The organism is Gemmobacter fulvus (genome assembly GCF_018798885.1).
Classification (GTDB): Bacteria; Pseudomonadota; Alphaproteobacteria; order Rhodobacterales; family Rhodobacteraceae; genus Gemmobacter; species Gemmobacter fulvus.
The window spans coordinates 3,241,018-3,263,118 of the sequence record NZ_CP076361.1 but is presented as its reverse complement, the minus strand read 5'-3'; the positions used below and the strand labels follow the sequence as shown (position 1 = coordinate 3,263,118).

Here is a 22,101-nt window from a genome sequence, read left to right as displayed (position 1 = left end):
CACCGCATCAGCCCGTTCCCGTCAGCGGAAGCCGGGCGGGTGGTGCGGGCACCGGATCGGCGCTTTGCGGCAAGGCGGGCGTCGGCATCGCCGCCTGATCATCGGCCAGCAGGCGGATGGCCCGCATGCCGCGATGCTGGCCCAGCTTGCCCAAACCGCGCTTCAGCCCATCCTGCCCCGCCAGTTCGATCCGGTCGAGCGCGGCGGTGGGCAGGGGCAGCAGATCGCCGGGCTGCAAGGCCAGAACCGCCGACAGCGGCAGGCTGACACGGTGCAGAACCGCCTGAACCCGCACCTCTGCCGCCAGAACCTGCGCCTGCAGATCTGACGAAAACTGCATACGCAGCCCCGGATCCGGCGCGAGCTGCGCCTGCGCCCGCTCCGGTCGCCGCCCATGCCCCTCGGCGGGCAGCGCCAGCACCAGCCCGCCCTGCCGCGCCCCGCCCAGATCGCAGTCGCAGCGCAGCACCTTATAGGCCGTATCCTCCAGCATCAGCGCCAGTGGCCGCGCCTCTTCCAGAAACGAGGCGTAGCGAAAGCCGTCGGTCCAGACCAGATCGGCATCCGCCGCCAGCGCGGTTTCAAACGCGATCAGCACCGCATCCAGATAGTCGGCCACCATTGCGGCATCGGTCCGTGTCGGCCTGCGCTGGATCAGCGGCTGCTGCGTCACCTTGCCCAGGGTTTGCATTTCGATCACGGCGGCCAGCACCTCGGGGCTGAGGATCAGCACCCCCATCGCATTGCGCGGGCCTTCCAGCACCGCGATCAGCGCCCGGTCGGGCGGCAGATCCAGCAATTCCGCCAACGAGAACCGATCCAGCCGCACCGGCCCGCAGTCGAGCCCAAGGCCGAGCCGGTCACGCGCCGTCCGCGCCAGCGCCAGTGGCCAGACGCGCGCGGCCCCGCCCTCGGCCATCGCCTGCGCCGCCGGAACCGCTGTCAGTTTTCGCCTGATCACACCCTGATCCACGGACCGCTTCCTTGCCACCATCCTTCTCTTGGTCGCAGAACAGTCTTACCAAAGCGTTACGCAGCAACCTCGGGCGGCATTTTTTCCAGCCGCAACGGCAGCGTCACCCGGAAGGCCGCGCCGCGCTGCCCGGGCAGATAGCTGATGGAGCCGCCCAGATTGGCCATGATCTCGCGGCAGATCGCCAACCCCAGCCCAGCCCCGCCGGCGCGGGTCTGATCGGTCAGCCGGGCGAATTTCTCGAAGATGAGCGCCTGACTGTCCTTGGGAATCCCCCCACCATTGTCGATGAAATCCACCACCACCCGCGCCCCCTTCTGCCGCACCGAAATGCGTAGCTCGGGCCGCGCCGCATCGCAATATTTGCGCGCGTTGGAGATCAGGTTGATGAACACCTGCGCCAGCCGGTCAGGGTCGGTGCGCAGGAAAATCGCCTCGGCGGGCAGGTCGCGGCTGATCGAAAACAGCCGCTCGGGTTTGGTATGCGCCGCCGCACGCAGGGATTTATCCAGAAGCTCCGACAGGTTGGCGAGTTTCAGATTCAATTGCACCGTGCCGTTTTCCAGCACCGACAGATCCAGCAGATCATCCAGCAGCCGCGTCAGACGGATCGCCTCTTCATGGATGATACGCGCATAGTTTTCGGCCATCTCGGGCGGCATGTCGCCTTCCATCATGATCTCGGAAAACGCGCGGATCGAGGTCATCGGCGTGCGCAATTCATGGCTGATCTGGCTGAGAAACGCATCCTTCTGCACCGAAATCTGCGTCAGTTTTTCATTCGCCTCGCGCAATTGGCGGGCGGTGCGGGTCATTTCTTCACGCTGGCTTTCCAGCTTGCTGGAATATTCCATGATCTGCGCGGTTTCATCCGCCACCCGCATCAGATCGGCCACCGTCACCCGCGCCCGCCCGGCCAGTTCCGAAATCATCGCATGGGCGGTGGCCGCGCCCACCGAACTGGCCAGCCGCCGTTCCAGCGCGCCCAGAAATTCCGGCACTGGATCGGGCAGATACCCTTCCATTCCCTGCGCGCGGGCCTGCGCCTCAAAGAAATTCAGCGCCGCTTCATCGCCCAGAATCCGCTGCGCCATCACCAGAAGCGCCTCGGGTTCGGCCTGCCCCTGGGCCCAGCCACGCGGCTCGGCCCGTTCGGTATCGAACACATTCACAAAGGCCAGCCCCTGCACCCGCTCCACCGGCCCCGGAAAGCTGAGCAGCGATCCGAGCGTGAAGGCGGTGGTGTTGATCACCAGGCTCCAGAACAGTGCATGGACCAGCGGATCCATGCCCTCCACCCCGAACAGCGCGCGGGGGCGCAGCCAGCTGATCCCGAAGGGCCCGTGCTGGAACAGCGACAGCGGCAATACGCCATCCGGCCCGAAACTGGGCAGGAACAGCGTATACCCCCAGACCACAAAGCCCAGCACCAGCCCCAGCGCCGCCCCCTGCCGGGTCGCCCCGCGCCAGAAGATGCCGCCCAGCATCGCAGGCAGCATCTGCGCCACGCCGACAAAGGAAATCAGCCCGATGGCCGCCAGCGCCGCCGAACCGCCCGACAGCGCGAAGTAAAGATAGCCCAGCCCCAGAACCCCGGCGATCGACAGCCTGCGCGACAGCAGCACCAGCCGCCGCACATCGCCCGAAACCGATTGCGCGGGCCGCATGCTCAACCACAGCGGCATCACGATGTGGTTCGACACCATGGTCGCCAGCGCAATCGCCGCCACGATCACCATCGATGTGGCAGAGGAAAACCCGCCCAGAAAGGCCAGCATCGCCAGACCGCCCTGCCCCTGGCTCAGCGGCAGGGTCAGCACGAACAGATCGGGGTTCGCCCCGGCGGGCAGCACCTGCAACCCCACCACCGCAATCGGCACCACGAACAGGCTCATGCCCAGCAGATAGAGCGGAAAGGCCCAGCTGGCGGTCGCCAGATGCCGCTCGTCGCTGTTTTCCACCACCAGCACCTGAAACATGCGCGGCAGCGTGATCACCGCCGCCGCCGACAGGAAGGTCAGCCCGGCCCAGCGCGACGGCACCAGATCCCAATCCGCGATCTTGGAGTAATTGATGCGCATGATGATGTCGGCCGGGCCCGAGGCCACGAACCAGACCACAAAGATGCCAACCGCCAGCAGCGCCACCAGCTTGACCACCGCCTCCACCGCAATCGCCGTCACCACCCCGGTATGCTGTTCATTCGCATCCAGATTGCGGGTGCCGAACAGGATGGTGAACAGCGCAAGACCGCAGGCCACCCAGAAGGCGGTGGAATTGGTATCGGGCATCGCCCAGCCATAGGAACCCGCGGCGGCAAACACCCCGAAGCTGAGTGTCACCGATTGCAGTTGCAGCGCGATATAGGGCGTTGCCGCCACCACACAGATCACCGTCACGATCACGCCAAGCAGGTTCGACTTGCCGTAACGGCTTGAAATCATGTCAGCAATCGAGGTGACGCGCTGTTGCCGCCCGATATGCACCAGCTTGCGCAGGATCCACCACCAGCCCACGAACACCAGAGTCGGCCCCAGATAGATGGTCAGGAACTCCAGCCCCGACCGCGCCGCATAGCCGACCGCGCCGTAAAAGGTCCAGGCCGTGCAATAGATGCTGAGCGACAGCGTATAGACCAGCGGCGAGCGCAGCCAGCGCGCCGCCCCCTGCGCCGCCCGGCGTTCCACCATGAAGGCCACAAGGAACAAGAAGATCACATAGGTCAGGCAGGCCAGAACCAGCAGGTTGAAAGGCATCAGCCGTCGCCCTCCGCCCCGGCAGGGTCATCCGCCGATGCCGCGCGCAGCCCGCGCGACATCAGTGCCGCCGCAAGGATCAGGCAGAACCAGACCCCGAACAGATACATCCCGTCCGGCGCGGTATCCTGCCCCGCACTCTCGCCCGGCGACCAGAGGATCGGCAGCATGAACAGAAACGCCCCCGCAATCGGCAACAGGCGGGCGGCATCGCGCATCCGGCGCAAGCGATAGCTGCGCCGCGCCAGAAACACCGGCCCGCGCCGCCGCCTCATACCGGGATCAGCGACCGTGCCGCCGCCACGAATTCGGCATTGGAAAACGGCTTGGCCATGAACAGATCGGCCCCGGCCTGTTCTGCTGCCGCCCGGTCGCGGCCCTGCCCCTTGGCGGTCAGCATCATCACCGGCAGGCCCTGGGTCAGCGGATCGGCCCGCAGGCCCTGAAGGATTTCCAGCCCGGAGCGCCCCGGCAGCATCAGATCCAGGATCACCAGATCCGGGCGCGCCTCGCGCACCCGCGCCTCGGCACTGCCCCCCTCGCCCAGCACCGACACCTGCCAGCCATCCCGGTGCAGCAGAAAGCGGATCGCCTCCGCGATATTCGGCTCGTCTTCGATCAGCATGGCATGGCGCGCCAAGATCGCGTTCCCTCCGCTACATCCCTCCGCCACCCGCAGGCAGCGCCCCTGCGGCAGACTATCGGCGCAAAACCTCGCGCTGTCAAAAGCCGATATGCCCCGCCGCCTCATGCCTTAGTCTGGGGTCCTCTTGGGGGTGCCTCAGCGGCGCAGCGCCCCCGCCTCGCTGATGATCGAGGCTTCGCGCCGCGCCGGGCAGCCCGCCTCGGGGCAGATCCGGCAGGTCGGCCCCACGCGCAGCGCCGGGCTGCCATCCGCCGCAACCGGCGTCAGCAGCATCGCCGCCGCCCGCACCTCCACCCCACCAAACCCGCCTGGCCACTCGGTTTCGCACCAGCTCTGCGCCAGAAAACGCCGCCCGCTGCGCCCGGTCATCTCGATCCGCGCTGCCACCGGCATCATCGGCCGCGCCAGCGCCGCATAGAGCGGCCACAAGGCGCAGGCCGCTCCAAATCGCGGCGGCTGAAACCCCTCTGCCGGCTTGCGAAACAGCAAGGCCCCCGCCGCATCGCAGATCACCAGCCCTTCCACGGCCCCGGGCAGCGTCGCGAGCCTGCGCATCACCGCCAGAACCCGCGTGCCCAGCCGCGCCGCCAGCAAGACCGGATCCGCCCCCAACGCGGCCACCGCCGCCACAAACTCCGCCAAGGGCATCGCCTGTACATCCGCCCGCGCCTGCGCCACATGCGCCCGCGCCAGATCGCGCGCAGCGCCCGAGGCCAGTTGCGCAATCTCCGCCTCCAGATCGCCGCCCATCTCCAGCGCCGCCAGATGCCAACCGCGCGCCGCCAACCAATCGTCCAGCTCTTCCTGCGGCGAGGCGACCCCCGCTGCCGTCTCCTGCCCCGACCCGTCCAGATAGGCCACCAGCGCCTCGGCCCCGCCCGCCAGCCTTTCGCTGTCATGATGCAGATTGGCATGGAACCGCGCCCGCCAATCAGCCTCGATATCCTCCGTCTCGGCCAGAATCGCTGCGGTCGAGCGCACCGAACTGACCGCCGACAACACCTCATGCAGTGCCAGGCTCAGATGCGGGTCATGGGCGATCCGGTCATTCAGCGCCGCCACTGCCCGCTCCAGCTGCCCCACCCGCCGCTGCATCCCCGCCGTCACCGCCGCCCAGCCCGGAAAGCGGCCGATGAACTCCTCCAGCCGGTCCAGCTCTGCCGCAGAGCCCGCCTCGCCCGCCGCCGCGCGCAAGGCCTCGGCCACCGCCCCCTCCGCGCCCTCTTCCAGCACCGAAACCTCAACGCCCAGCGCCGCCGCCAGCCGCGCCAGAACCTCGCCCGCAATGCGCCGCCGGTTATGTTCGATCAGATTCAGATAAGAGGCCGAAATCCCCGCCCCCCGCGCCAGATCGGCCTGCCGCATCCCCAGCGCCAGCCGCCGCTCCCGCACGCGGCTTCCGGTCAAAGCCCCCAATGGCATCGGCATCTCCCCTGCATGAAAGGGAATTTACACCATTCCCCCCGCTTCACACATCCCTGCAAATTCATCTTGGCGCAAATATCCTGGGGGAGGCTCTGCCCTGGCAGAGCCGGGGGCAAAGCCCCCCAGCCAAACGGCATGAAAAAGCGCGCCGGTTGTCCCGGCGCGCCCTCGCATCTCCTGCGGCGCTGCTTACTTCAGCGCCTTGTCGGTGATGGCTGCCGTCCAGGCCCCTTCCGGCGCCTTGGTGATCACCGGATCAGATCCGCCCGACATCAGCGCCGCCACCGTGCGGTCATAATCCGCCGCATCCAGCGCGCCATTGCTGCCCGCCGTCAGCTTGGCAATCTCGCCCATCATGCGCTTCTGATGCGTTTCGGTCTGCGCGCCGGTCTCGTCATTCTCCAGCACGATCATCGCCGCTTCATCCGAATTGGCCTCGGCATATTTCCAGCCTTTCATGCTGGCACGGACGAATTTCACCATCTTCTCTTCAAAGGCCGGATCTGTGAGCTTCTCCTCCATCACATAAAGCCCGTCCTCCAGCGTCGCCACGCCTTCGTCCTCGTATTTGAAGGTGACCAGCTGCTCCGGCGTCACCCCGGCGTCGATCACCTGCCAATATTCGTTATAGGTCATGGTCGAAATGCACGCCGCCTGTTTCTGCAACAGCGGATCGACGTTGAACCCCTGTTTCAGCACCGTGACATCGCTGCCATCGGTTTTCAGCCCCAGCTTGTTCATCCAGTTCAGGAACGGATATTCGTTGCCGCCGAACCAGACGCCCAGCGTCTTGCCCTTGAAATCGGCAGGGGTGGCCACGCCGCTGTCCTTCAGACAGGTCAGCATCATGCCGCTGGATTTGAACGGCTGCGCGATATTGACGAGCGCCAGCCCCTTTTCACGCGCGGCCAGCGCCGAGGGCATCCAGTCCACCACCACATCGGCACCACCGCCCGCAATCACCTGCGTCGGTGCCACATCCGGGCCACCTGGCAGGATGGTGACATTCAGCCCCTCTTCCTCGTAAAACCCTTTGGCCTGCGCCACATAGTAACCGGCAAACTGTGCCTGCGTGACCCATTTCAGTTGCAGCGTCACATCATCGGCTGCCTGTGCGCCCGTTGCCAGTGCGGCAAACATCGCGCCCGTCAGTAGCTTTTTCATTCAAACCTCCATGTTGCCCGGATTTGCCCGGTTCTGCTTACTTTCGTTGCGACGGATGCCAGAAGGTCATCCGCGCCTCGATCCACGCCACCAGCCCGTAAAAGGCCGATCCCGCCAGCGCCGCCACCGCAATCTCGGCCCAGATCATGTCCAGCCCCAGCCGCCCGATCTCGGCCGTGATGCGAAAGCCCATGCCCACGATAGGGCTGCCGAAAAATTCCGCAACAATCGCGCCGATCAGCGCCAATGTGGTCGCAATCTTCAGGCCGTTGAACAGAAAGGGCAGCGCCGCCGGCAGCCGCAGCTTGACCAGCGTCTGCCAGTAACTCGCGCCATAGGTCGCCATCAGGTCGCGCTGCATGGAGTCCGAGGCTTTCAGCCCCGCCACCATGTTCACCAGAACCGGAAAGAACACCATCACCACGACCACCGCCGCCTTGGAGTGCCAGTCGAACCCGAACCACATCACCATGATCGGCGCGATGCCCACGATGGGCAATGCGGCCACAAAATTGCCCACCGGTAGCAGACCCCGCTGCAGAAAGGGCGAGCGGTCGATCAGCACCGCCGTCACCACAGCCGCACCGCAGCCGATCACATACCCCGACAGCGCCCCCTTGACGAAGGTCTGCACGAAATCCGCCCAGAGCACCGGCAGGCTCGACAGGATCCGCAGCCCGATGTCGCTGGGCGCGGGCAGGATCACCGGGCTGATGTCATAAAGCCGCACCGCCATCTGCCATAGCACAAGCAGCGTCAGGCCAAAGATCGCAGGCACGACCTTTCTCGGCCAGGTTCCATCGAGTGTTGCCAACGAGGCATTGAAACTCCAGGCCAAAAGCCAGACAGCAAGGATCATGGCCAGCCAAATGTCAAAGAACCCCGCCAGGATGATGAGGGCATAGATTGTGGCATGCGGTTCCCCGGCTTTCAGAAACCCCATGACATGCGATTTCACGGCTTTCATCGCGCCATCCCCATCCGCTTCAGCGTCAGCCGCTCCACCAGACCGATGATCGCCACCAGACTTGCCGCCACAAGCGCCGCCGCGAACAGTGCCGCCCAGATCTGCACCGTCTGCCCGTAGTAGCTGCCCGACAGCAGGCGCGAGCCAAGCCCGGCCACCGCCCCCGTCGGCAATTCCCCGACAATCGTGCCGACCAGCGATGCCGCCACGCCCACTTTCAACGATGCAAACAGATAGGGCATCGACGAGGGCAGCCGCAGCTTGCCAAAGGTTGCCGCCCCGCTGGCATTATAGGTGCGCAGCAGATCCAGTTGCATCGCATCCGGCGCACGCAGCCCCTTCACCATGCCGACAACCACCGGAAAGAAGCTGAGATAGGCCGAAATGATCGCCTTCGGCACGATCCCCGTCACCCCCATCGAATTCAGCACCACGATGATCATCGGCGCAATCGCCAGAATCGGAATGGTCTGGCTGGCAATCGCCCAGGGCATCACGCTCATGTCCATCGCGCGGTTATAGACGATGCCCACTGCCAGCAGGATGCCCGCCGCCGACCCGAAGGCAAAGCCCAGCAGCGTGGCGGACAGCGTCACCCAGCCGTGATAGACAAGGCTGCGCTTCGAGGTGATCGCCTGCCCGGTCACGCCGTCCCACAGCCCCTTGGCCACCTGATGCGGCGCAGGCAGCACCGGGCGCTCTTGTGTCAGAGTCTGGCCCACGACCTCGGCAAAGCGCACCGTCGTGCCCGCGCGCTCTGCCTGATCATAGACCCAGGTCGCATTCATCCAGACCGCCGCCGCATACCACAGCAGGCAGATCACGGTCAGAACGGTGAAAATCGGCAGAATGGATTTCATGCAGGCCACCCCTCCTGCACCGACAGAACCGCCAAGGTGCCGCGCTCAGATCGCATCGCCATGCCCCGCCCGCAGCCCGTCGCGCACCCGATGCGCAATCTCGATGAACTCGCGGCTGTCGCGGATGTCCAGCGGCCGTTCCTTCGGCAAGGGGCTGTCGATCACATCGGTGATCCGCCCCGGACGCGGGCTCATCACCACGATCTTGGTCGACAGATACACCGCTTCGGGAATCGAATGGGTGACAAAGCCGATGGTCTTTTCGGTCCGCGCCCAGAGCTTGAGCACTTCCTCGTTCAGGTGGTCGCGCACAATCTCGTCCAGCGCGCCAAAGGGCTCGTCCATCAGCAGAATATCGGCATCAAAGGCCAGCGCCCGCGCGATCGAGGCCCGCTGCTGCATCCCGCCCGAAAGCTGCCACGGAAATTTCTTGCCAAACTCTTCCAGATCAACCAGTTGCAGCACGTTCTTCACGCGCTCATCCTGTTCGGCGCGCGAAAACCCCATGATCTCCAGCGGCAGGCGGATATTGCCCGCGATGGTGCGCCAAGGATACAGCCCCGCCGCCTGAAAGACATAGCCGTAAGCTCTTGATTTCCGGGCCTCATCCGGGGTCATGCCATTCACCGTCAAGCTGCCGCCGGTCGGCTGCTCCAGCGCTGCGATACAGCGCAGGAAGGTGGTCTTGCCACAGCCCGACGGCCCGATGAAACTGACGAAATCGCCCTTGTTGATCTGAAGATTGACATCCTTCAACGCATGAACCGGCCCGTCATTGGTGTCAAACACCAGATCCAGCCCCTTGGCTTCGATCACCGGCACGCTGGGCGTAAACGTATCCTTCATCACACCCCCGTCGCCGGAATGCCCGCGCGCTGCACCGGGCGCGGCGCGGTCAGCTCTTTCCAAGCGCTCAGGGCACGGTTCACCGCCGGTTGCGCCGCCCGGCCAACAAAGCGGCCATGGCCTTCCTCGGTGCGGATCTCGCCATCCTGCACCGCCACCTGGCCGCGGGTCAGCGTATAGCGCGGCAGCCCTTTGACAGTTTTGCCCTCGAACACATTGTAATCAATCGAGGATTGTTGACTGCCCGCCGAGATGACCTTTTCTTTCGCCGGATCCCACACCACCAGATCCGCATCCGCCCCGACCAGAACCGCGCCCTTCTTCGGATACAGGTTCAGGATCTTGGCAATATTGGTGCTGGTCACCGCCACAAATTCATTCGGCGTCAGCCGCCCCGTGCCCACCCCTTGGGTCCAGAGCATCGGCAAGCGATCCTCCAGCCCGCCGGTGCCATTGGGGATCTTTGAAAAATCCCCCAGACCAAACCGCTTCTGCGCCGTGGTAAAGGCGCAATGATCGGTCGCCACACAGGACAGGCTGCCTGATTGCAGCCCGGCCCAGAGACTATCCTGATGTTTCTTGTCGCGGAACGGCGGTGACATCACCCGCCGCGCGGCATGGTCCCAGTCGGGATGGAAATACTCGCTCTCATCCAGCGTCAGATGCTGGATCAGCGGCTCGCCCCAGACCCGCTTGCCCGCAGCCCGCGCCCGGCGGATCGCCTCATGCGCATCCTCACAGCTGGTATGCACCACATAAAGCGGCACCCCCGCCATATCGGCAATCATGATCGCGCGATTGGTCGCCTCGCCCTCCACTTGCGGCGGGCGCGAATAGCCATGCGCCTCTGGCCCGGTATTCCCCTCGGCCAGCAGCTTGGCGGTCAGCTCCGCCACCACATCGCCATTCTCGGCGTGAACCATCGCCAGACCACCCAGATCGCCCACCCGACGGAAGCTGGCAAACAGCTCGTCATCATTGACCATCAGCGCGCCCTTGTAGGCCATGAAATGCTTGAACGAGGGGATCCCGGCGGCCACGCTCAGCGCCATATCCTCCCAGACCTTCTCGCCCCACCAGGTGACCGCCATGTGGTAGGAATAATCGCAATTGGCCCGACCGGATTTGTTGTGCCACATCTGTGCGGCATCCATCAGACCCTGGCCCTGCCCCGGCAGGATGAAATCCACCACCATGGTGGTGCCCCCGGCCAAGGCCGCCCGCGTGCCGCTTTCAAAATCATCCGCCGAATAGGTGCCCATGAAGGGCATCTCCAGATGGGTATGCGGATCAATCCCGCCGGGCATGATGTAACAGCCCGCCGCATCCAGCACCGTATCGCCCGACAGATCCGGCCCGATGGCGGTGATCACGCCGCCCTCCACCAGAACATCGGCCGCATGGCTCAGATCCGCCGTAACAACCGTGCCGCCCTTGATCACAATGCTGGCCATGGTCCACTCCCCTGTTCCTGCTGGCTTTCATCTTGGCCAAAATATCCTGCGGGGGTCCGGGGGCGCAAAGCCCCCGGCGCGCGCCCGCTCATGCAACGATCCCGGCGGTGTCCAACACCGCATGCAGCAGCACATCCGTGCCCGCCGCCGCCCAGTCCGGGGTGATCTCCTCGGCCTCGTTATGGCTGAGGCCGCCGACACAGGGGCACATCACCATCACCGTCGGGGCCACCCGGTTGATCCAGCAGGCATCATGCCCCGCGCCCGAGATCAGATCCATATGCGCATGGCCCAGCCGCTCCGCCGCCGCGCGCACGGTGCGCACCAGCGCCGGATCGAAGGTCACCGGATCGAAATGCCCGACCGGCTCGATGCTGCATCCCAGCCCCAACTCCAGCGCCACCGCATGGGCGGCACGCTCGACCTCGGCGCGCATCGCGTCCAGTTTGGCCTGATCGGGGCTGCGGATGTCGACGGTGAACACCACCTTGCCGGGGATCACATTGCGGCTGTTGGGATAGACCATCACCTGCCCCACCGCGCCCACCGCGCCCGGCTGATGGCTCATGGCAATATGATGCACGCGCTCGGTGATGCGCGCCATGCCGAGCCCCGCATTCACCCGCATGGTCATCGGCGTGCTGCCGGTATGGGCATCCTTGCCAGTCAGGGTGATTTCCAGCCACCACAGCCCCTGCCCATGGGTGACCACCCCGATGGTCTTGCCTTCCGCCTCGAGGATCGGCCCCTGTTCGATATGCAGCTCGAACATCGCGTGCATCTTGCGCGCGCCGACCGTCTCGTCGCCCACCCAGCCAATGCGGGCCAGTTCGGCGCCGAAGGTCTTGCCCTCGGGATCGGTGCGGCCATAGGCGTAATCCTGACTGTGGATCCCGGCAAACACGCCCGAGGCCAGCATCGCCGGCGCAAACCGCGCGCCTTCCTCATTGGTCCAGTTCGTCACCACGATCGGGTGGCGGGTCTTGATGCCCAGATCATTCATCGTGCGCACCACCTCCAGCGCGCCCAGGACCCCCAGCACGCCATCATAGCGACCGCCGGTCGGCTGGGTGTCCAGATGGCTGCCCATATAGACCGGCAGCGCCTCGGGGTCGGTGCCCGCGCGTGTGGCAAACATATTGCCCATGCTGTCGACACCCATCACCATGCCCGCCGCCTCGCACCAGGATTTGAACAGGTGGCGGCCCGCATTGTCCGCATCGGTCAGCGTCTGGCGGTTGCAGCCCCCGGCCACACCGGGGCCGATCAGTGCCATCTCGTTCAGACTGTCCCACAGGCGTGCGGAATTGATCCTGAGGTTCTCACCAGGTGCCGACATTTCCATCTCCCTGCCGCCTGCGTTCCGGGGTCTTCATGCCCCTTGCGGCGAATCTTTTCCTGACCATATGGTCAGGGAGAAGGCTATAGAAGCTGACTATCCGGTCAACAAAATTCTCTGTCCCAAGGTGAAGCCCCCGCTCCGATGTCCGATGCCCCCCGCCCGCTGAAACGCAATGAAATCCGCGCCATGAATGAGACGCTCATTTTGCAGGCAGCGGAAAAAGTCTTTGCGGAGGCTGGGTTTGGCGGGGCCACCATGCAGCTGATCGCCGATATGGCGGGGCTGCCCAAGGCCAATCTGCACTATTATTTTGCAACCAAGGAAGACCTCTATCGCCGGGTGGTGCAGAACATCTTCGAGATCTGGCTGCACGCCGCCGACAGCATGGACAACGCCAGTGGCCCCGCCGAAGGCATCGGCGCCTATATCGACGCCAAGATGGAAATCTCGCGCCGCCATCCCAATGGCTCCAAGGTCTGGGCGTCAGAGGTGATGCACGGCGCGCCGGTGATCCAGGACTATCTGGAAACCACGCTGCGCGACTGGACGGCGGGGCGGGCCGCACTGATCCAGCACTGGATCGACGCAGGCCAGATGGCCCCGGTCGATCCGCAGCATTTGCTCTACATGCTCTGGGCCACTACCCAGCATTACGCCGATTTCGGCCATCAGATCGAAACGCTGAACGGCGGCAAACCCTTGACCGACCGCCAGTGGCAGGCGGCCAAGGAAGGCGTGAAAGCGATGATCCTGCGCGGCATCGGGGTTGTCTGAGCGTCAGACCACCAGAAAATCCGCCGCCGACAGGATCTGGCCGGGGGTCACACGGGCAAAGATGATCGCCGCCCCCGCCCCGCTGCCATCGGCATCATAGCGCAGCAGGCCGGTATCGGTTTCATGGATGATCCGGTCGTCACTGTCCTGCGCCACGCCATCGGCATTGGCGGTGAACAGGGTCGAGGCCAGCACTTGCCCCGGATTGCGCAGCGTGGACATCACCGCATTGTCCAGCGCGATCACATCGACCCCTTTCTCAAAATCAAGGATCTTGTCGATATTGTCGCCGCCCAAAGCCGAGTGGAACACAAAGCGGTCCGCGCCCTCGCCGCCGCTGAGCGTATCTGCCCCCAGCCCGCCGCGCAGCCGGTCATCACCGGCCCGCCCTTCCAGATGGTTGTCGCCCTCATTGCCGATCAGCTGATTGTGACGGCGGTTGCCGATGCCGTCCACGTCATCACTGCCGGTCAGCACCAGCCGCTCCACCCAGCCCATCACCTGCGGGCCTGAGAGGCGGAAGTTCAGATGGGTTTCCACCGTATCACGCCCGAAAGAGCCGAGCACGGATTCATCCACCCGGTCGCCATAGCTGTCGACCACATAGACATCGCCATTTGCCCCGCCCAGCATGTTGTCATTGCCGCTGCCGCCGTCCAGCCGGTCAAACGCCACGCCGCCCTCCAGCGCATCATCGCCATCGCCCCCCGCCAGCGTATCGTTGAAGGCAGAGCCGAACATGGCATCAATGCCGGTGCCGCCGGTCAGGCTGCCCGCCACATCCAGCACCGCGATCTCGATCGGGAACACCGTGCCGAAGGGATCAATATTGTCGATGCGGAACAGCACTTCGGCCAGCATCGAGGCTTCGGGCAGCACCGTGGCCGTGACCGTGGCAAAGATCACCCCGTCATCATCGCCCCCGACATAGGCGTAATCGGTGATGCCGCCGAAGGTGATCTCGGCCCCGCCATAGTCGTAAAGATAATATCCCAGTTCCTCATCATACCAGCCGTTCGTCTGGTAATCGACCGTCACGGTAACAGCCCCTGCGGCATCGCGCGTGATGCGGACCTGCGGGGTAATGTCACGGCTTTCAAAAATCACGTCCATGGCACAGACCTCAAAGCGTTAAATCATGGCAGAAAATGTTTGGATGCCCAAAAAAACTGCGCCTGAAAAACGGTTTCGTCAAAGCCTTTCTCGCCTGTGCCACTCCTCTGCGCCCGTCGCGACATTTTCTTAAGCGGACAAAAATTGCGATTTTAGAAAATTTTTGTTGTCACAACCGGGAAGCCTGCCTAACCTTTCCTCAAAAGCAGACTCGGCAACCGATCGGGCGCAACAGGGAACAGGGAGAACGGGCGTGCTGTCCGTCACAGAGATTGAAAAGTCCTTTGGGGGCGTGCGGGCGCTATCCGGTGCCAGCCTCGATTGCGCCGCGGGCGAGATCGTCGGGCTGATCGGCCCGAATGGCGCAGGCAAATCGACCTTCGTCAATGTCGTGACCGGCTTTCTGCGGCCTGATGCCGGGCGTGTCAGCCTTGGCGGGCGCGACATTGCCGGGATCGGCCCGCAGCAGGTATCGCATGCCGGGATTGCCCGCACCTTCCAGAACCTGCGGGTGTTCCGCGATCTGTCGGTGCGCCAGAACATCGAGGTGGCGCATCTGCGCTGCCGCCAGTTGCGCCCCGACCGCGCGGCGCGGGTCAATGTGGCGGCACTGCTGACCGAGTTCGGGCTGGAGGATCTGGCTGAACAGCCTGCGGGCAGCCTGCCCTATGGCACCCAGCGCTGGATGGAGATTGCACGCGCATTGGCCACCGCGCCCGAAATCCTGATGCTGGACGAACCGGCCGCCGGGCTGAACGATGACGAATCCGCGCGGTTGGGCCGGGCGATTGCCAGTATCCGCGACCGGACAGGCTGCGGGATTCTGGTGATCGACCATGATCTGCGCTTCATCAACAGCATCTGTGGCCGTCTGTTCGTGATGGATCAGGGCAGGCTGATTGCCAGCGGCGCCCCGGCTGAGGTCTGGGCCGATCCGCGCGTGATCGAGGTCTATGTCGGCCCCGGATCGCCCGACCAGCACCATGCGCCGCATTAAGGCCGTGCCCGCATTGCGGGATCGGCACAGCATCACCGGATCAGGGAGACGGACATGACATCTGACATCACATTTGGCCTTACACTATGCGCGGCACTGGCGCTGCCCGGGGTCACACAGGCGCAGGAAGCCGAGTTGAAGATCGGCATCGCCGCCTCGCTGACCGGGGCCTATGCCCCCTATGCCGAGGTCGAAGGCGCGCGCTGCATGGCGGAAAAGCTGAACGCCGCCGGTCAGGGGCCGAAAGTGACACTGCTGGTCGAAGACACCCGATCGGAACCGCAGCTGTCGGTGACCATTGCCCAGAAGTTTCTGGATCAGGGCGCGCAGGTCATCACCGGCATTCCCTTCCCCGACTCGCTGATCCCGCTGGCGCAGCTTGCCGCGCCCTATGGGGCCACCGTGTTTTCCGCCCCCAATACCCAGGTCGAAATGCAGGTGGCCGGGTTCGAGAATTTCCTGGCCGGTGCCGTGCCCGATCCGGTCAACGGGGCTGCCACGGCCGAGGCCGCCTATAAGGCCGGTGCGCGCAGCGCCCTGCTGATGACCTCGGCCGATGCAGGATCCTGGTCGGAAATGCTGCCGGAATGGTTCGGGCAAAGCTTTGAACATCACGGCGGCCGCGTTGTCGGGCGCCTGACGCATACGATGGGCACCAATGACTGGTCGCCGCAGATTGCCCAGATCAAGGCGATGGATCCGGCCCCGGATGCGATCATGATTTCGTCAGTGCTGCCCGATGTCGGCATCCTGATCCGGCAGTTGCAGGCGAATGGCTATCAGGGCTGGATCATCGGATCGGACGGCTTCGATGACCCCTCGCTGGAGGGCACGGTGGCCGATGCCGCAGCACTCGACAAGGTGCTGTTCGCCACCCATGGCCCGACCGGGCTTGGCTCTTCCATCGACACCTTCCTGGCCGGGTGCCGCGATGCGGGTTTCAAGGTGCAGGGCATTTTCGATGCGCTGGGGGCGGATATGGTGCTGGAATCCCATGCCGCCGCCGTGAAAGCCGGATCGACCGATCCCGCCGCGATCCGGGCGGCGCTGCGTGCTGAAGGCGGCAATCCGGGCATCACCGCGCCGGTGATCTCTTATGCCGAAAATGGTGGTTTTCCGGTCAAAACCGTGCCGGTGATCGGCTTCAAGGACGGCAAGCGGGTGCTGGTTGCTGACAGCCTGCCCAGCTTTGTGCCGGACTGGCGCTGAGCCATGGCCGACATGCTGCGTCTTGAGGGGGTGCGGGTCAGCTACGGCGCGATCTGTGCCGTGCAGGGGTTGGATCTGCACATCGGCACGGGCGAGCTGGTGGCCCTGCTTGGCCCCAATGGCGCAGGCAAGACATCGACCATCGGGGCGATTTCCGGGCTGATCCCGGCCAGCGGGCGCGTGGTGCTAGAAGGCACCGACATCTCGCGCCTGCCCACCGAGGCGCGCATGGCCAAAGGCATCGCGGTATCGCCCGAAGGACGGCGCATCTTCGTCAATCTGACGGTGGCCGAAAACCTGCGCCTCGGGGCCGCGATGCGGCGCGACCCCAAGGGCGTGCGCGCGGATATGGACCGCTATCTGGCGCTGTTTCCGGTGCTGGCCGAGCGGATCGACCAGCTTGCAGGCACCCTGTCGGGTGGCGAGCAGCAGATGCTGGCGATTGCCCGCGCCATGATGTCCCGCCCGCGCCTGTTGGTGCTGGATGAACCCTCGCTTGGCCTTGCGCCGATGATCGTGGCGCGGATCTTCGATTTCATCGGCCAGCTGAAGGCCGAGGGGCTGACGGTGCTGGTGGTCGAACAGAACGCGGCGCAGGCGATGCGCCATGCCGACCGGGTGTATATTCTGGGCACCGGCCAGATCTCTTTCGCGGGTCCACCGGCCGATCTTGCCGGATCCGATCTGATGGCGCTGTATCTGGGATCGTGAGGCAGGCATGGAATATCTCGTCCAGCAATTTCTGAATGCCCTCGCCTTCGGGGCCGAATATGCGCTGGTGGCGCTGGGGCTTGCGGTGATCTTTTCGATCATGGGGCTGGTCAATTTCGCGCATGGCGAGGTGATCGGCGCTTCGGCCTATGCGGTGTTTCTGGCGGCGGGGCTGGGCCTGTCTTCGCCGGCCTTTGTGGTTCTTCTGGCGATCACCGCCGCCGCCGCCGTTTCGGTCTTGCTGGAACGGGTGGCCTTCCGGCCCGTGCGCAACGCGCCGACCACCACCGGCATGCTGACGGCTTTCGGGGTCAGCATCATCTTGCAGAACCTGTTCCAGCTGCTGATCTCGCCCCGCCCGCAGGCCTTTTCCCTGTTGAACGGGCTGAACACCACCTGGCATCTGGGGCCGTTTGCCGTGTCATCGTTACAGGTGCTGGAGCTGCTGGCGGCGAGCCTCGCCATCGGCGCGCTGGTGCTCTTTCTCAACCGCTCCACCATGGGGATTGCGATGCGCGCAGCGGCGCGCGACTTTTCCACCGTGCGGCTGATGGGCATCCGCGCCAACAGGGTGATTGCTGCCGCCTTTGCCATCTCGGGCGCGCTGGCGGGGGTGGCCTGTGTGTTCATCCTTGCCCGGCGCGGCGGCGTGACCCCGGACATGGGGTTCGCGCTGGTGCTCAAGGCCTTTGTTGCCTGCGTGATCGGCGGCTTTGGCTCTCTGATGGGGGCGGCGGCGGGTGGGATGCTTCTGGGCTTCATCGAGGTCGGGCTGCTGACGCTGCTGCCCCAGGAGCTGGGCGGGCTGAAAGAGGCGCTGACCTATGTGATCGTGACGATGATCCTCGTCTATCGCCCCGAGGGGCTGTTCGGGTCGCGGCGCGAGCTGGGCGACAAGGAGTTCTGATGATGGCAGACCTATCTCCCTCCGGGTCGTGGATGATGCGCGGGCTGCGCGGCGGGCTGATCACCGCCGTGCCGCTGGTGCTGATCGGACTGGCAGTCATGGCCTTCGCGCCCACCTATCAGCAGCATCTGGCGGCGGCGGCGGCGCTCAATCTGATGATCGTGGTCGGGCTACAGGTCTTCATGGGCAATTCCGGTGTTGCGCATCTGGGCCACAGCGCCTTTGTCGGTCTGGGGGCCTATGGCATGGCCATCCTTGCCACGCCGGTGGCGATGAAAAAGCTGTCGATCCCGCATGCCCCGCTCGGGCTGGCGCAGATTGCCCTGCCGCCGGCGGTGGCCGCTGCCCTCACGCTTGCGGTCGTGGCCCTCCTCGCCGTGATCAGTGGCCGCGTCATCGCGCGGCTGTCCGGGGTGGCGGCGACGATTGTCAGCCTTGCCTTCCTGATCATCATCCATTCGATGTTCCTGCATTGGCCCGCGCTGTTCAAAGGCAATCAGGGCTTCTTCGGCATCCCGCAGGTGGCCGGGCTGCCGCTGGTGATGGCGGGCGCGGTGCTGGCCATCGTGGTGGCACGGCTGTTCCGCGAAAGCCCGAATGGCCTGCAACTGCGCGCCACCGCGCAGAACCCGCAGGCCGCCGAGGCACTGGCCATCGACGCCCGCGCCCTGCGCCGCCAGTCCTGGCTGATTTCGGCGCTGATCTGCGGCACGGCGGGCGTGCTTTATGCCAGCTTCACCGGCACGATCAGCCCCAGGCTGTTCTATTTCCAACAGGTGTTCCTGACGCTTGCCATGCTGATCCTTGGTGGCATGGGCACGGTGACGGGGGCGATGGCGGGCGCCTTGCTGCTGTCCATCGGGCTGGAGCTGATCCGCAGCCTGGAATCCGGCGTGACCATCGGCGGCCTGACCCTGCCCGCGATGCTGGGCCTGTCCGGCGTCGCGCTGGGTGCGGTGATCGTGCTGTGCATGGCGCTGCGCCCGCAAGGCCTGTGCGGGCCTTATGAACTTGATGAAATGCTGTCCCGTGCGCTGCGGCGGACCGGGACAAAACGCTGACCAACGGGAGTCCATGATGAATCTTGCCGAACAGACGGCGGCGTTTGCCCCGGCCTATGACGAGCAGTACAACCGGCTCAAGGCCGCTGGCGTGCAGTTCCTGCACAGCCATATGGTGGATATGTCGGGGGGGTTCCGATCCAAGATCACCCCGCTGAAACTCTCGGCCTCGGGCGATGCGCTGAACGGCATCCTCTATTGCGTGTCGCATGGCGATGGCCAGCCGATCGGCGATACCGCCTTTTCCGCAGCCATCGCCAATGATGGCAACGGCTATCCGAATATTCAGGCAGTGGCCGACCCGGCCTCGATCCGGCAACATGGCTGGCGGCGCGATACCGCCTCGGTCATCGCCAATGGCTACATGCTCGACGGCAGCCCCTGCCCCGTGGATCCCCGGCATGTTCTGGCGCAGGCCGACGCGCGGCTGCGCAAGCTGGGCTATACGGCCAAGGTGGCGCTGGAATATGAGTTCGGCATCTTCCATGCCGATCACGCGCTGATGCAGAAGGGCCGCTACCGCGAGCTGCAACCCTGGGGGCATTCTCTGGTGAATTACGATCTGGTGCGCAGCGGCGACTATCAGGATCTGGTGAGCGAATTCATGCGCCGGATGGAGTCGCTCGGCATCGGCGTCGCCTCGTTTGTGACGGAATATGGCTATGGCATGTATGAATTCGCCCTGACGCCAAAACCTGCGGTCGAGGCGGCGGATGATGCGGTGCGGGCCAAGCTGCATCTGCGCGAACTTTGCGCCGAACGCGGGCTGGTTGCTACCTTCATGACGCGGTTCCAGCCTCCGGGCAAAGAAAGCGCCTGTGGCGCGCATCACCATATCAGCCTGTGGCAGGGCGATGTGCCGGTGCTGGCGGCGGGGGTCAATGCGCTGTCGCCGGTGGGGCAGCAGTTCCTGGCAGGCCTGCTGCACCGGATGCGCGAGACACATGTGATGTTCCGGCCCACCATCAATTCCTACCGCCGGTTTGACCGGGGCGCGTGGTCGCCGCAGGATGTCTCCTGGGGGTATGAGAACCGCACCGCCGCCATCCGCACCATCACCACGCCATCGGCCTCGGCCTGCCGGTTTGAACATCGGGTGCCGGGGGCGGATGTGAACCCCTATCTGACGCTGGCGGCGATGCTGGCCGCCGGGGCGGAAGGCATTGAAAAGGCGCTGATCCCGCCCGCCGCACAGCCGGGGGCGGCCATAGGGCCGGGGGCCGTGCCGCTGCAATCGACTCTGGCCGCGGCGGTCGAGGATTTCGCCGCCTCCGACTTCTGCGCCGAGGCCTTCGGCACCGCGTTCCGCAGCCATTATGCCGACAGCCGCCGCAACGAGATCGCCGCCTTCGACACCTGGGCCGCGCAGCACATCACCGACTTTGAATGGCAACGCTACTTCGTCTGATCCGCCTTGGCCCCCGGCACGTCAGTGCGTGCCGGGCTGCGCCTCACCCCTGCGCGTCGGGCAGCGGATAAAGCATGGTTCGCTGCATGGAGTTGGACATGAACAGGCGCGCAGGGCCCGCGCCAAGGCAGACATAACCATGTTCCATTTCGCCATCGAACAGCAGGCTGTCGCCGGTGTTCAGCACCAGCGGTTCGTAATGGCGGGTGTGCAGTTCCAGCGTGCCCGACAGAACCTGCACGAATTCCTCGCCGGAATGTGAGCGCCAGCCGCCCGTCTCGTCCAGACTGCGCCCGGTCACCGTGACATTCCAGAACAGGCTGCTCTTGTCGCGGAAATCGCTGCATAGCACCTCGAACACCAGCCCCTGGGTTTCATGGCGCGTGCCCTCGCCCGCCCGCGTGATGGAGCGCCGCGCCTGCGGCATCGGGCGCGGCGCGGCCAGGAACGAGGTGACAGGCACCTGCAACACGCCCGCGATTTTCAACGCCAGATCGACGGAAATGCGCTGCTTGCCGTTTTCCAGTTTGGAAAGCTGCGACACCGTCAGGCCCGACCGCTCGCTCAGATCCCGCAGGGTGAGCTTGAGCCGCTTGCGGGTCTGCCGGATCGTCTCGCCCAGTTCGCTCGCCATGCAACCTTCCGGTTTGAGTGATGATTTCAAGGAACTTACACGCAAAGGATGTTGAAATCCAGCCGTCTCACCTCGGTTCGCGCCCCGCATCGGGCAGTGCGCTCAGCGCCGCCGCCAGTACATCCGCAATCAGCGTTGCGATGGTTTCAGAAGTTGCCGGATCGGAAAACAGCGCGTTGTTCACCTCCAGATAAAAACAGGGAAGACCCCGGTCCAGCGCATGCGCCTGAAGGCTGTAAGCCACTACGCGGCGCCAGTCATAGGGGGCATTGTCACCGATGCGCAGGCCAAGGCCCGCAGCGCGCCCGTGCAATGCGGCCAGCACCGCGCGGACAAAGCCGCTGTCCTGCCGCCACAGCACGCCGATATCCACCGCACGATGATCGCCCGCCATCACCGGGGTGAAGGAATGCACCGAGACCACCGCCCGCCGCCCCGGCAACAGCGGCCGGATTGCCTGATCCAGCGGGGTTGCGGCAATCGCCCGGCGCAGCGTCCGTTCCGCCGCGCTGATCCGCAGATTGGCGGGCACCGGAATGCCGCCCAGATCGGGGCGGATATGGTCCCAGTCTTCGGGAAAGCGGTTGTAATCCAGAAAGATGCGGGAATAGCGCGCCAGCACCGCCGGGGCCTCCAGCCGCGCCGACAGCACGCGGGTCAGCCCGTCCACTCCCGGGTCATAGGCATAATGCGTGTCAAGAAGCGCCGGGGGCAGGCCCAGCCCGCCCCAGGGGGCAGGCACCCTTGCCCCCGCATGTTCGCACAGCAGCAACAACGGGCTGGCCGCTGCGGGCCGCAGCACCTCGGCGGCCTCTGCCGCCAGTGCCGCCACCATGTTCGGGGGCAACTGCATC

The 22,101-nt window shown here is 64.9% G+C and carries 21 protein-coding genes; 7 read left to right on the top strand and 14 right to left on the bottom strand.

Translation table 11 applies throughout. The annotated features are described in order from the left end of the window. Positions 1–7: 7 nt before the first annotated feature. From KM031_RS15840 to KM031_RS15790, 11 genes are all read right to left on the bottom strand, one after another. Entirely contained in the window at positions 8–973 is a 966-nt protein-coding gene (locus KM031_RS15840; protein ID WP_260692001.1) for a FliM/FliN family flagellar motor switch protein, read from the bottom strand. A 56-nt stretch (positions 974–1,029) separates the two neighbouring features. Further along, a complete protein-coding gene (locus tag KM031_RS15835) occupies positions 1,030–3,729 on the bottom strand; it encodes an ATP-binding protein (RefSeq protein ID WP_215504492.1) in 2,700 nt (899 codons plus the stop codon). Next, positions 3,729–4,004 (bottom strand): hypothetical protein, encoded by a 276-nt coding sequence (locus tag KM031_RS15830; RefSeq protein ID WP_215504493.1) that lies wholly within the window; start codon positions 4,002–4,004, stop codon positions 3,729–3,731. Before KM031_RS15830 ends, KM031_RS15835 begins: the two co-directional genes overlap by 1 nt. Beyond that, positions 4,001–4,369 (bottom strand): response regulator transcription factor, encoded by a 369-nt coding sequence (locus tag KM031_RS15825; protein WP_215504494.1) that lies wholly within the window; start codon positions 4,367–4,369, stop codon positions 4,001–4,003. The genes KM031_RS15830 and KM031_RS15825 overlap by 4 nt, the downstream gene beginning before the upstream one ends. Positions 4,370–4,510: 141 nt before the next feature. Beyond that, positions 4,511–5,797, bottom strand: coding sequence for a helix-turn-helix transcriptional regulator (locus KM031_RS15820; protein WP_215504495.1), 1,287 nt, complete (start codon positions 5,795–5,797; stop codon positions 4,511–4,513). A 192-nt stretch (positions 5,798–5,989) separates the two neighbouring features. Continuing rightward, a complete protein-coding gene (locus KM031_RS15815) occupies positions 5,990–6,964 on the bottom strand; it encodes an ABC transporter substrate-binding protein (RefSeq protein WP_215504496.1) in 975 nt (324 codons plus the stop codon). Positions 6,965–7,001: 37 nt separating this feature from the next. Continuing rightward, positions 7,002–7,823 carry an ABC transporter permease gene (locus tag KM031_RS15810; protein ID WP_215504600.1) on the bottom strand — a complete coding sequence of 274 codons (822 nt, stop codon included), beginning with the start codon at positions 7,821–7,823 and terminating at the stop codon, positions 7,002–7,004. A 104-nt stretch (positions 7,824–7,927) separates the two neighbouring features. Further along, positions 7,928–8,791, bottom strand: a complete 864-nt coding sequence (locus KM031_RS15805) for an ABC transporter permease (protein ID WP_215504497.1) — start codon at positions 8,789–8,791, stop codon at positions 7,928–7,930. A gap of 45 nt (positions 8,792–8,836) precedes the next feature. Next, positions 8,837–9,637: an ABC transporter ATP-binding protein gene (locus KM031_RS15800; protein ID WP_215504498.1), complete on the bottom strand. Its 801-nt coding sequence runs from the start codon at positions 9,635–9,637 to the stop codon at positions 8,837–8,839. Continuing rightward, the gene (hydA, locus tag KM031_RS15795; protein WP_215504499.1) at positions 9,637–11,091 is read right to left on the bottom strand and encodes a dihydropyrimidinase; all 1,455 of its coding nucleotides are present in this window, start codon (positions 11,089–11,091) and stop codon (positions 9,637–9,639) included. Before hydA ends, KM031_RS15800 begins: the two co-directional genes overlap by 1 nt. An 88-nt stretch (positions 11,092–11,179) precedes the next feature. Beyond that, positions 11,180–12,430 (bottom strand): Zn-dependent hydrolase, encoded by a 1,251-nt coding sequence (locus KM031_RS15790; protein WP_215504500.1) that lies wholly within the window; start codon positions 12,428–12,430, stop codon positions 11,180–11,182. Positions 12,431–12,574: 144 nt separating this feature from the next. On the opposite strand from KM031_RS15790, the gene KM031_RS15785 reads away from it, so the two are divergent. Continuing rightward, positions 12,575–13,207 carry a TetR family transcriptional regulator C-terminal domain-containing protein gene (locus KM031_RS15785; RefSeq protein WP_215504501.1) on the top strand — a complete coding sequence of 211 codons (633 nt, stop codon included), beginning with the start codon at positions 12,575–12,577 and terminating at the stop codon, positions 13,205–13,207. A 3-nt stretch (positions 13,208–13,210) separates the two neighbouring features. Here KM031_RS15785 and KM031_RS15780 read toward each other — a convergent pair whose 3' ends face one another. Next, positions 13,211–14,320 (bottom strand): calcium-binding protein, encoded by a 1,110-nt coding sequence (locus tag KM031_RS15780; protein ID WP_281417222.1) that lies wholly within the window; start codon positions 14,318–14,320, stop codon positions 13,211–13,213. Between the two features lie 253 nt (positions 14,321–14,573). On the opposite strand from KM031_RS15780, the gene KM031_RS15775 reads away from it, so the two are divergent. The 6 genes from KM031_RS15775 to KM031_RS15750 are packed head-to-tail and all read left to right on the top strand — an operon-like array spanning position 14,574 to position 20,613. After that, a complete protein-coding gene (locus KM031_RS15775) occupies positions 14,574–15,317 on the top strand; it encodes an ABC transporter ATP-binding protein (protein ID WP_215504502.1) in 744 nt (247 codons plus the stop codon). A gap of 54 nt (positions 15,318–15,371) precedes the next feature. Continuing rightward, positions 15,372–16,526: an ABC transporter substrate-binding protein gene (locus KM031_RS15770; protein WP_215504503.1), complete on the top strand. Its 1,155-nt coding sequence runs from the start codon at positions 15,372–15,374 to the stop codon at positions 16,524–16,526. Positions 16,527–16,538: 12 nt separating this feature from the next. After that, a complete protein-coding gene (locus KM031_RS15765) occupies positions 16,539–17,237 on the top strand; it encodes an ABC transporter ATP-binding protein (RefSeq protein WP_215504602.1) in 699 nt (232 codons plus the stop codon). Positions 17,238–17,244: 7 nt separating this feature from the next. Then, the gene (locus KM031_RS15760) at positions 17,245–18,144 is read left to right on the top strand and encodes a branched-chain amino acid ABC transporter permease (protein WP_215504504.1); all 900 of its coding nucleotides are present in this window, start codon (positions 17,245–17,247) and stop codon (positions 18,142–18,144) included. A 2-nt stretch (positions 18,145–18,146) separates the two neighbouring features. Then, entirely contained in the window at positions 18,147–19,205 is a 1,059-nt protein-coding gene (locus KM031_RS15755) for a branched-chain amino acid ABC transporter permease (protein ID WP_246566913.1), read from the top strand. Between the two features lie 16 nt (positions 19,206–19,221). Further along, positions 19,222–20,613 (top strand): glutamine synthetase family protein, encoded by a 1,392-nt coding sequence (locus KM031_RS15750; protein ID WP_215504505.1) that lies wholly within the window; start codon positions 19,222–19,224, stop codon positions 20,611–20,613. A gap of 43 nt (positions 20,614–20,656) precedes the next feature. Here the strand turns inward: KM031_RS15750 and KM031_RS15745 are convergent, their stop codons facing one another. Then, positions 20,657–21,247 (bottom strand): helix-turn-helix domain-containing protein, encoded by a 591-nt coding sequence (locus KM031_RS15745; RefSeq protein WP_215504506.1) that lies wholly within the window; start codon positions 21,245–21,247, stop codon positions 20,657–20,659. 67 nt (positions 21,248–21,314) lie between these two features. After that, positions 21,315–22,100 (bottom strand): N-formylglutamate amidohydrolase, encoded by a 786-nt coding sequence (locus KM031_RS15740; RefSeq protein WP_215504507.1) that lies wholly within the window; start codon positions 22,098–22,100, stop codon positions 21,315–21,317. Between the last annotated feature and the right edge of the window lies 1 nt (position 22,101).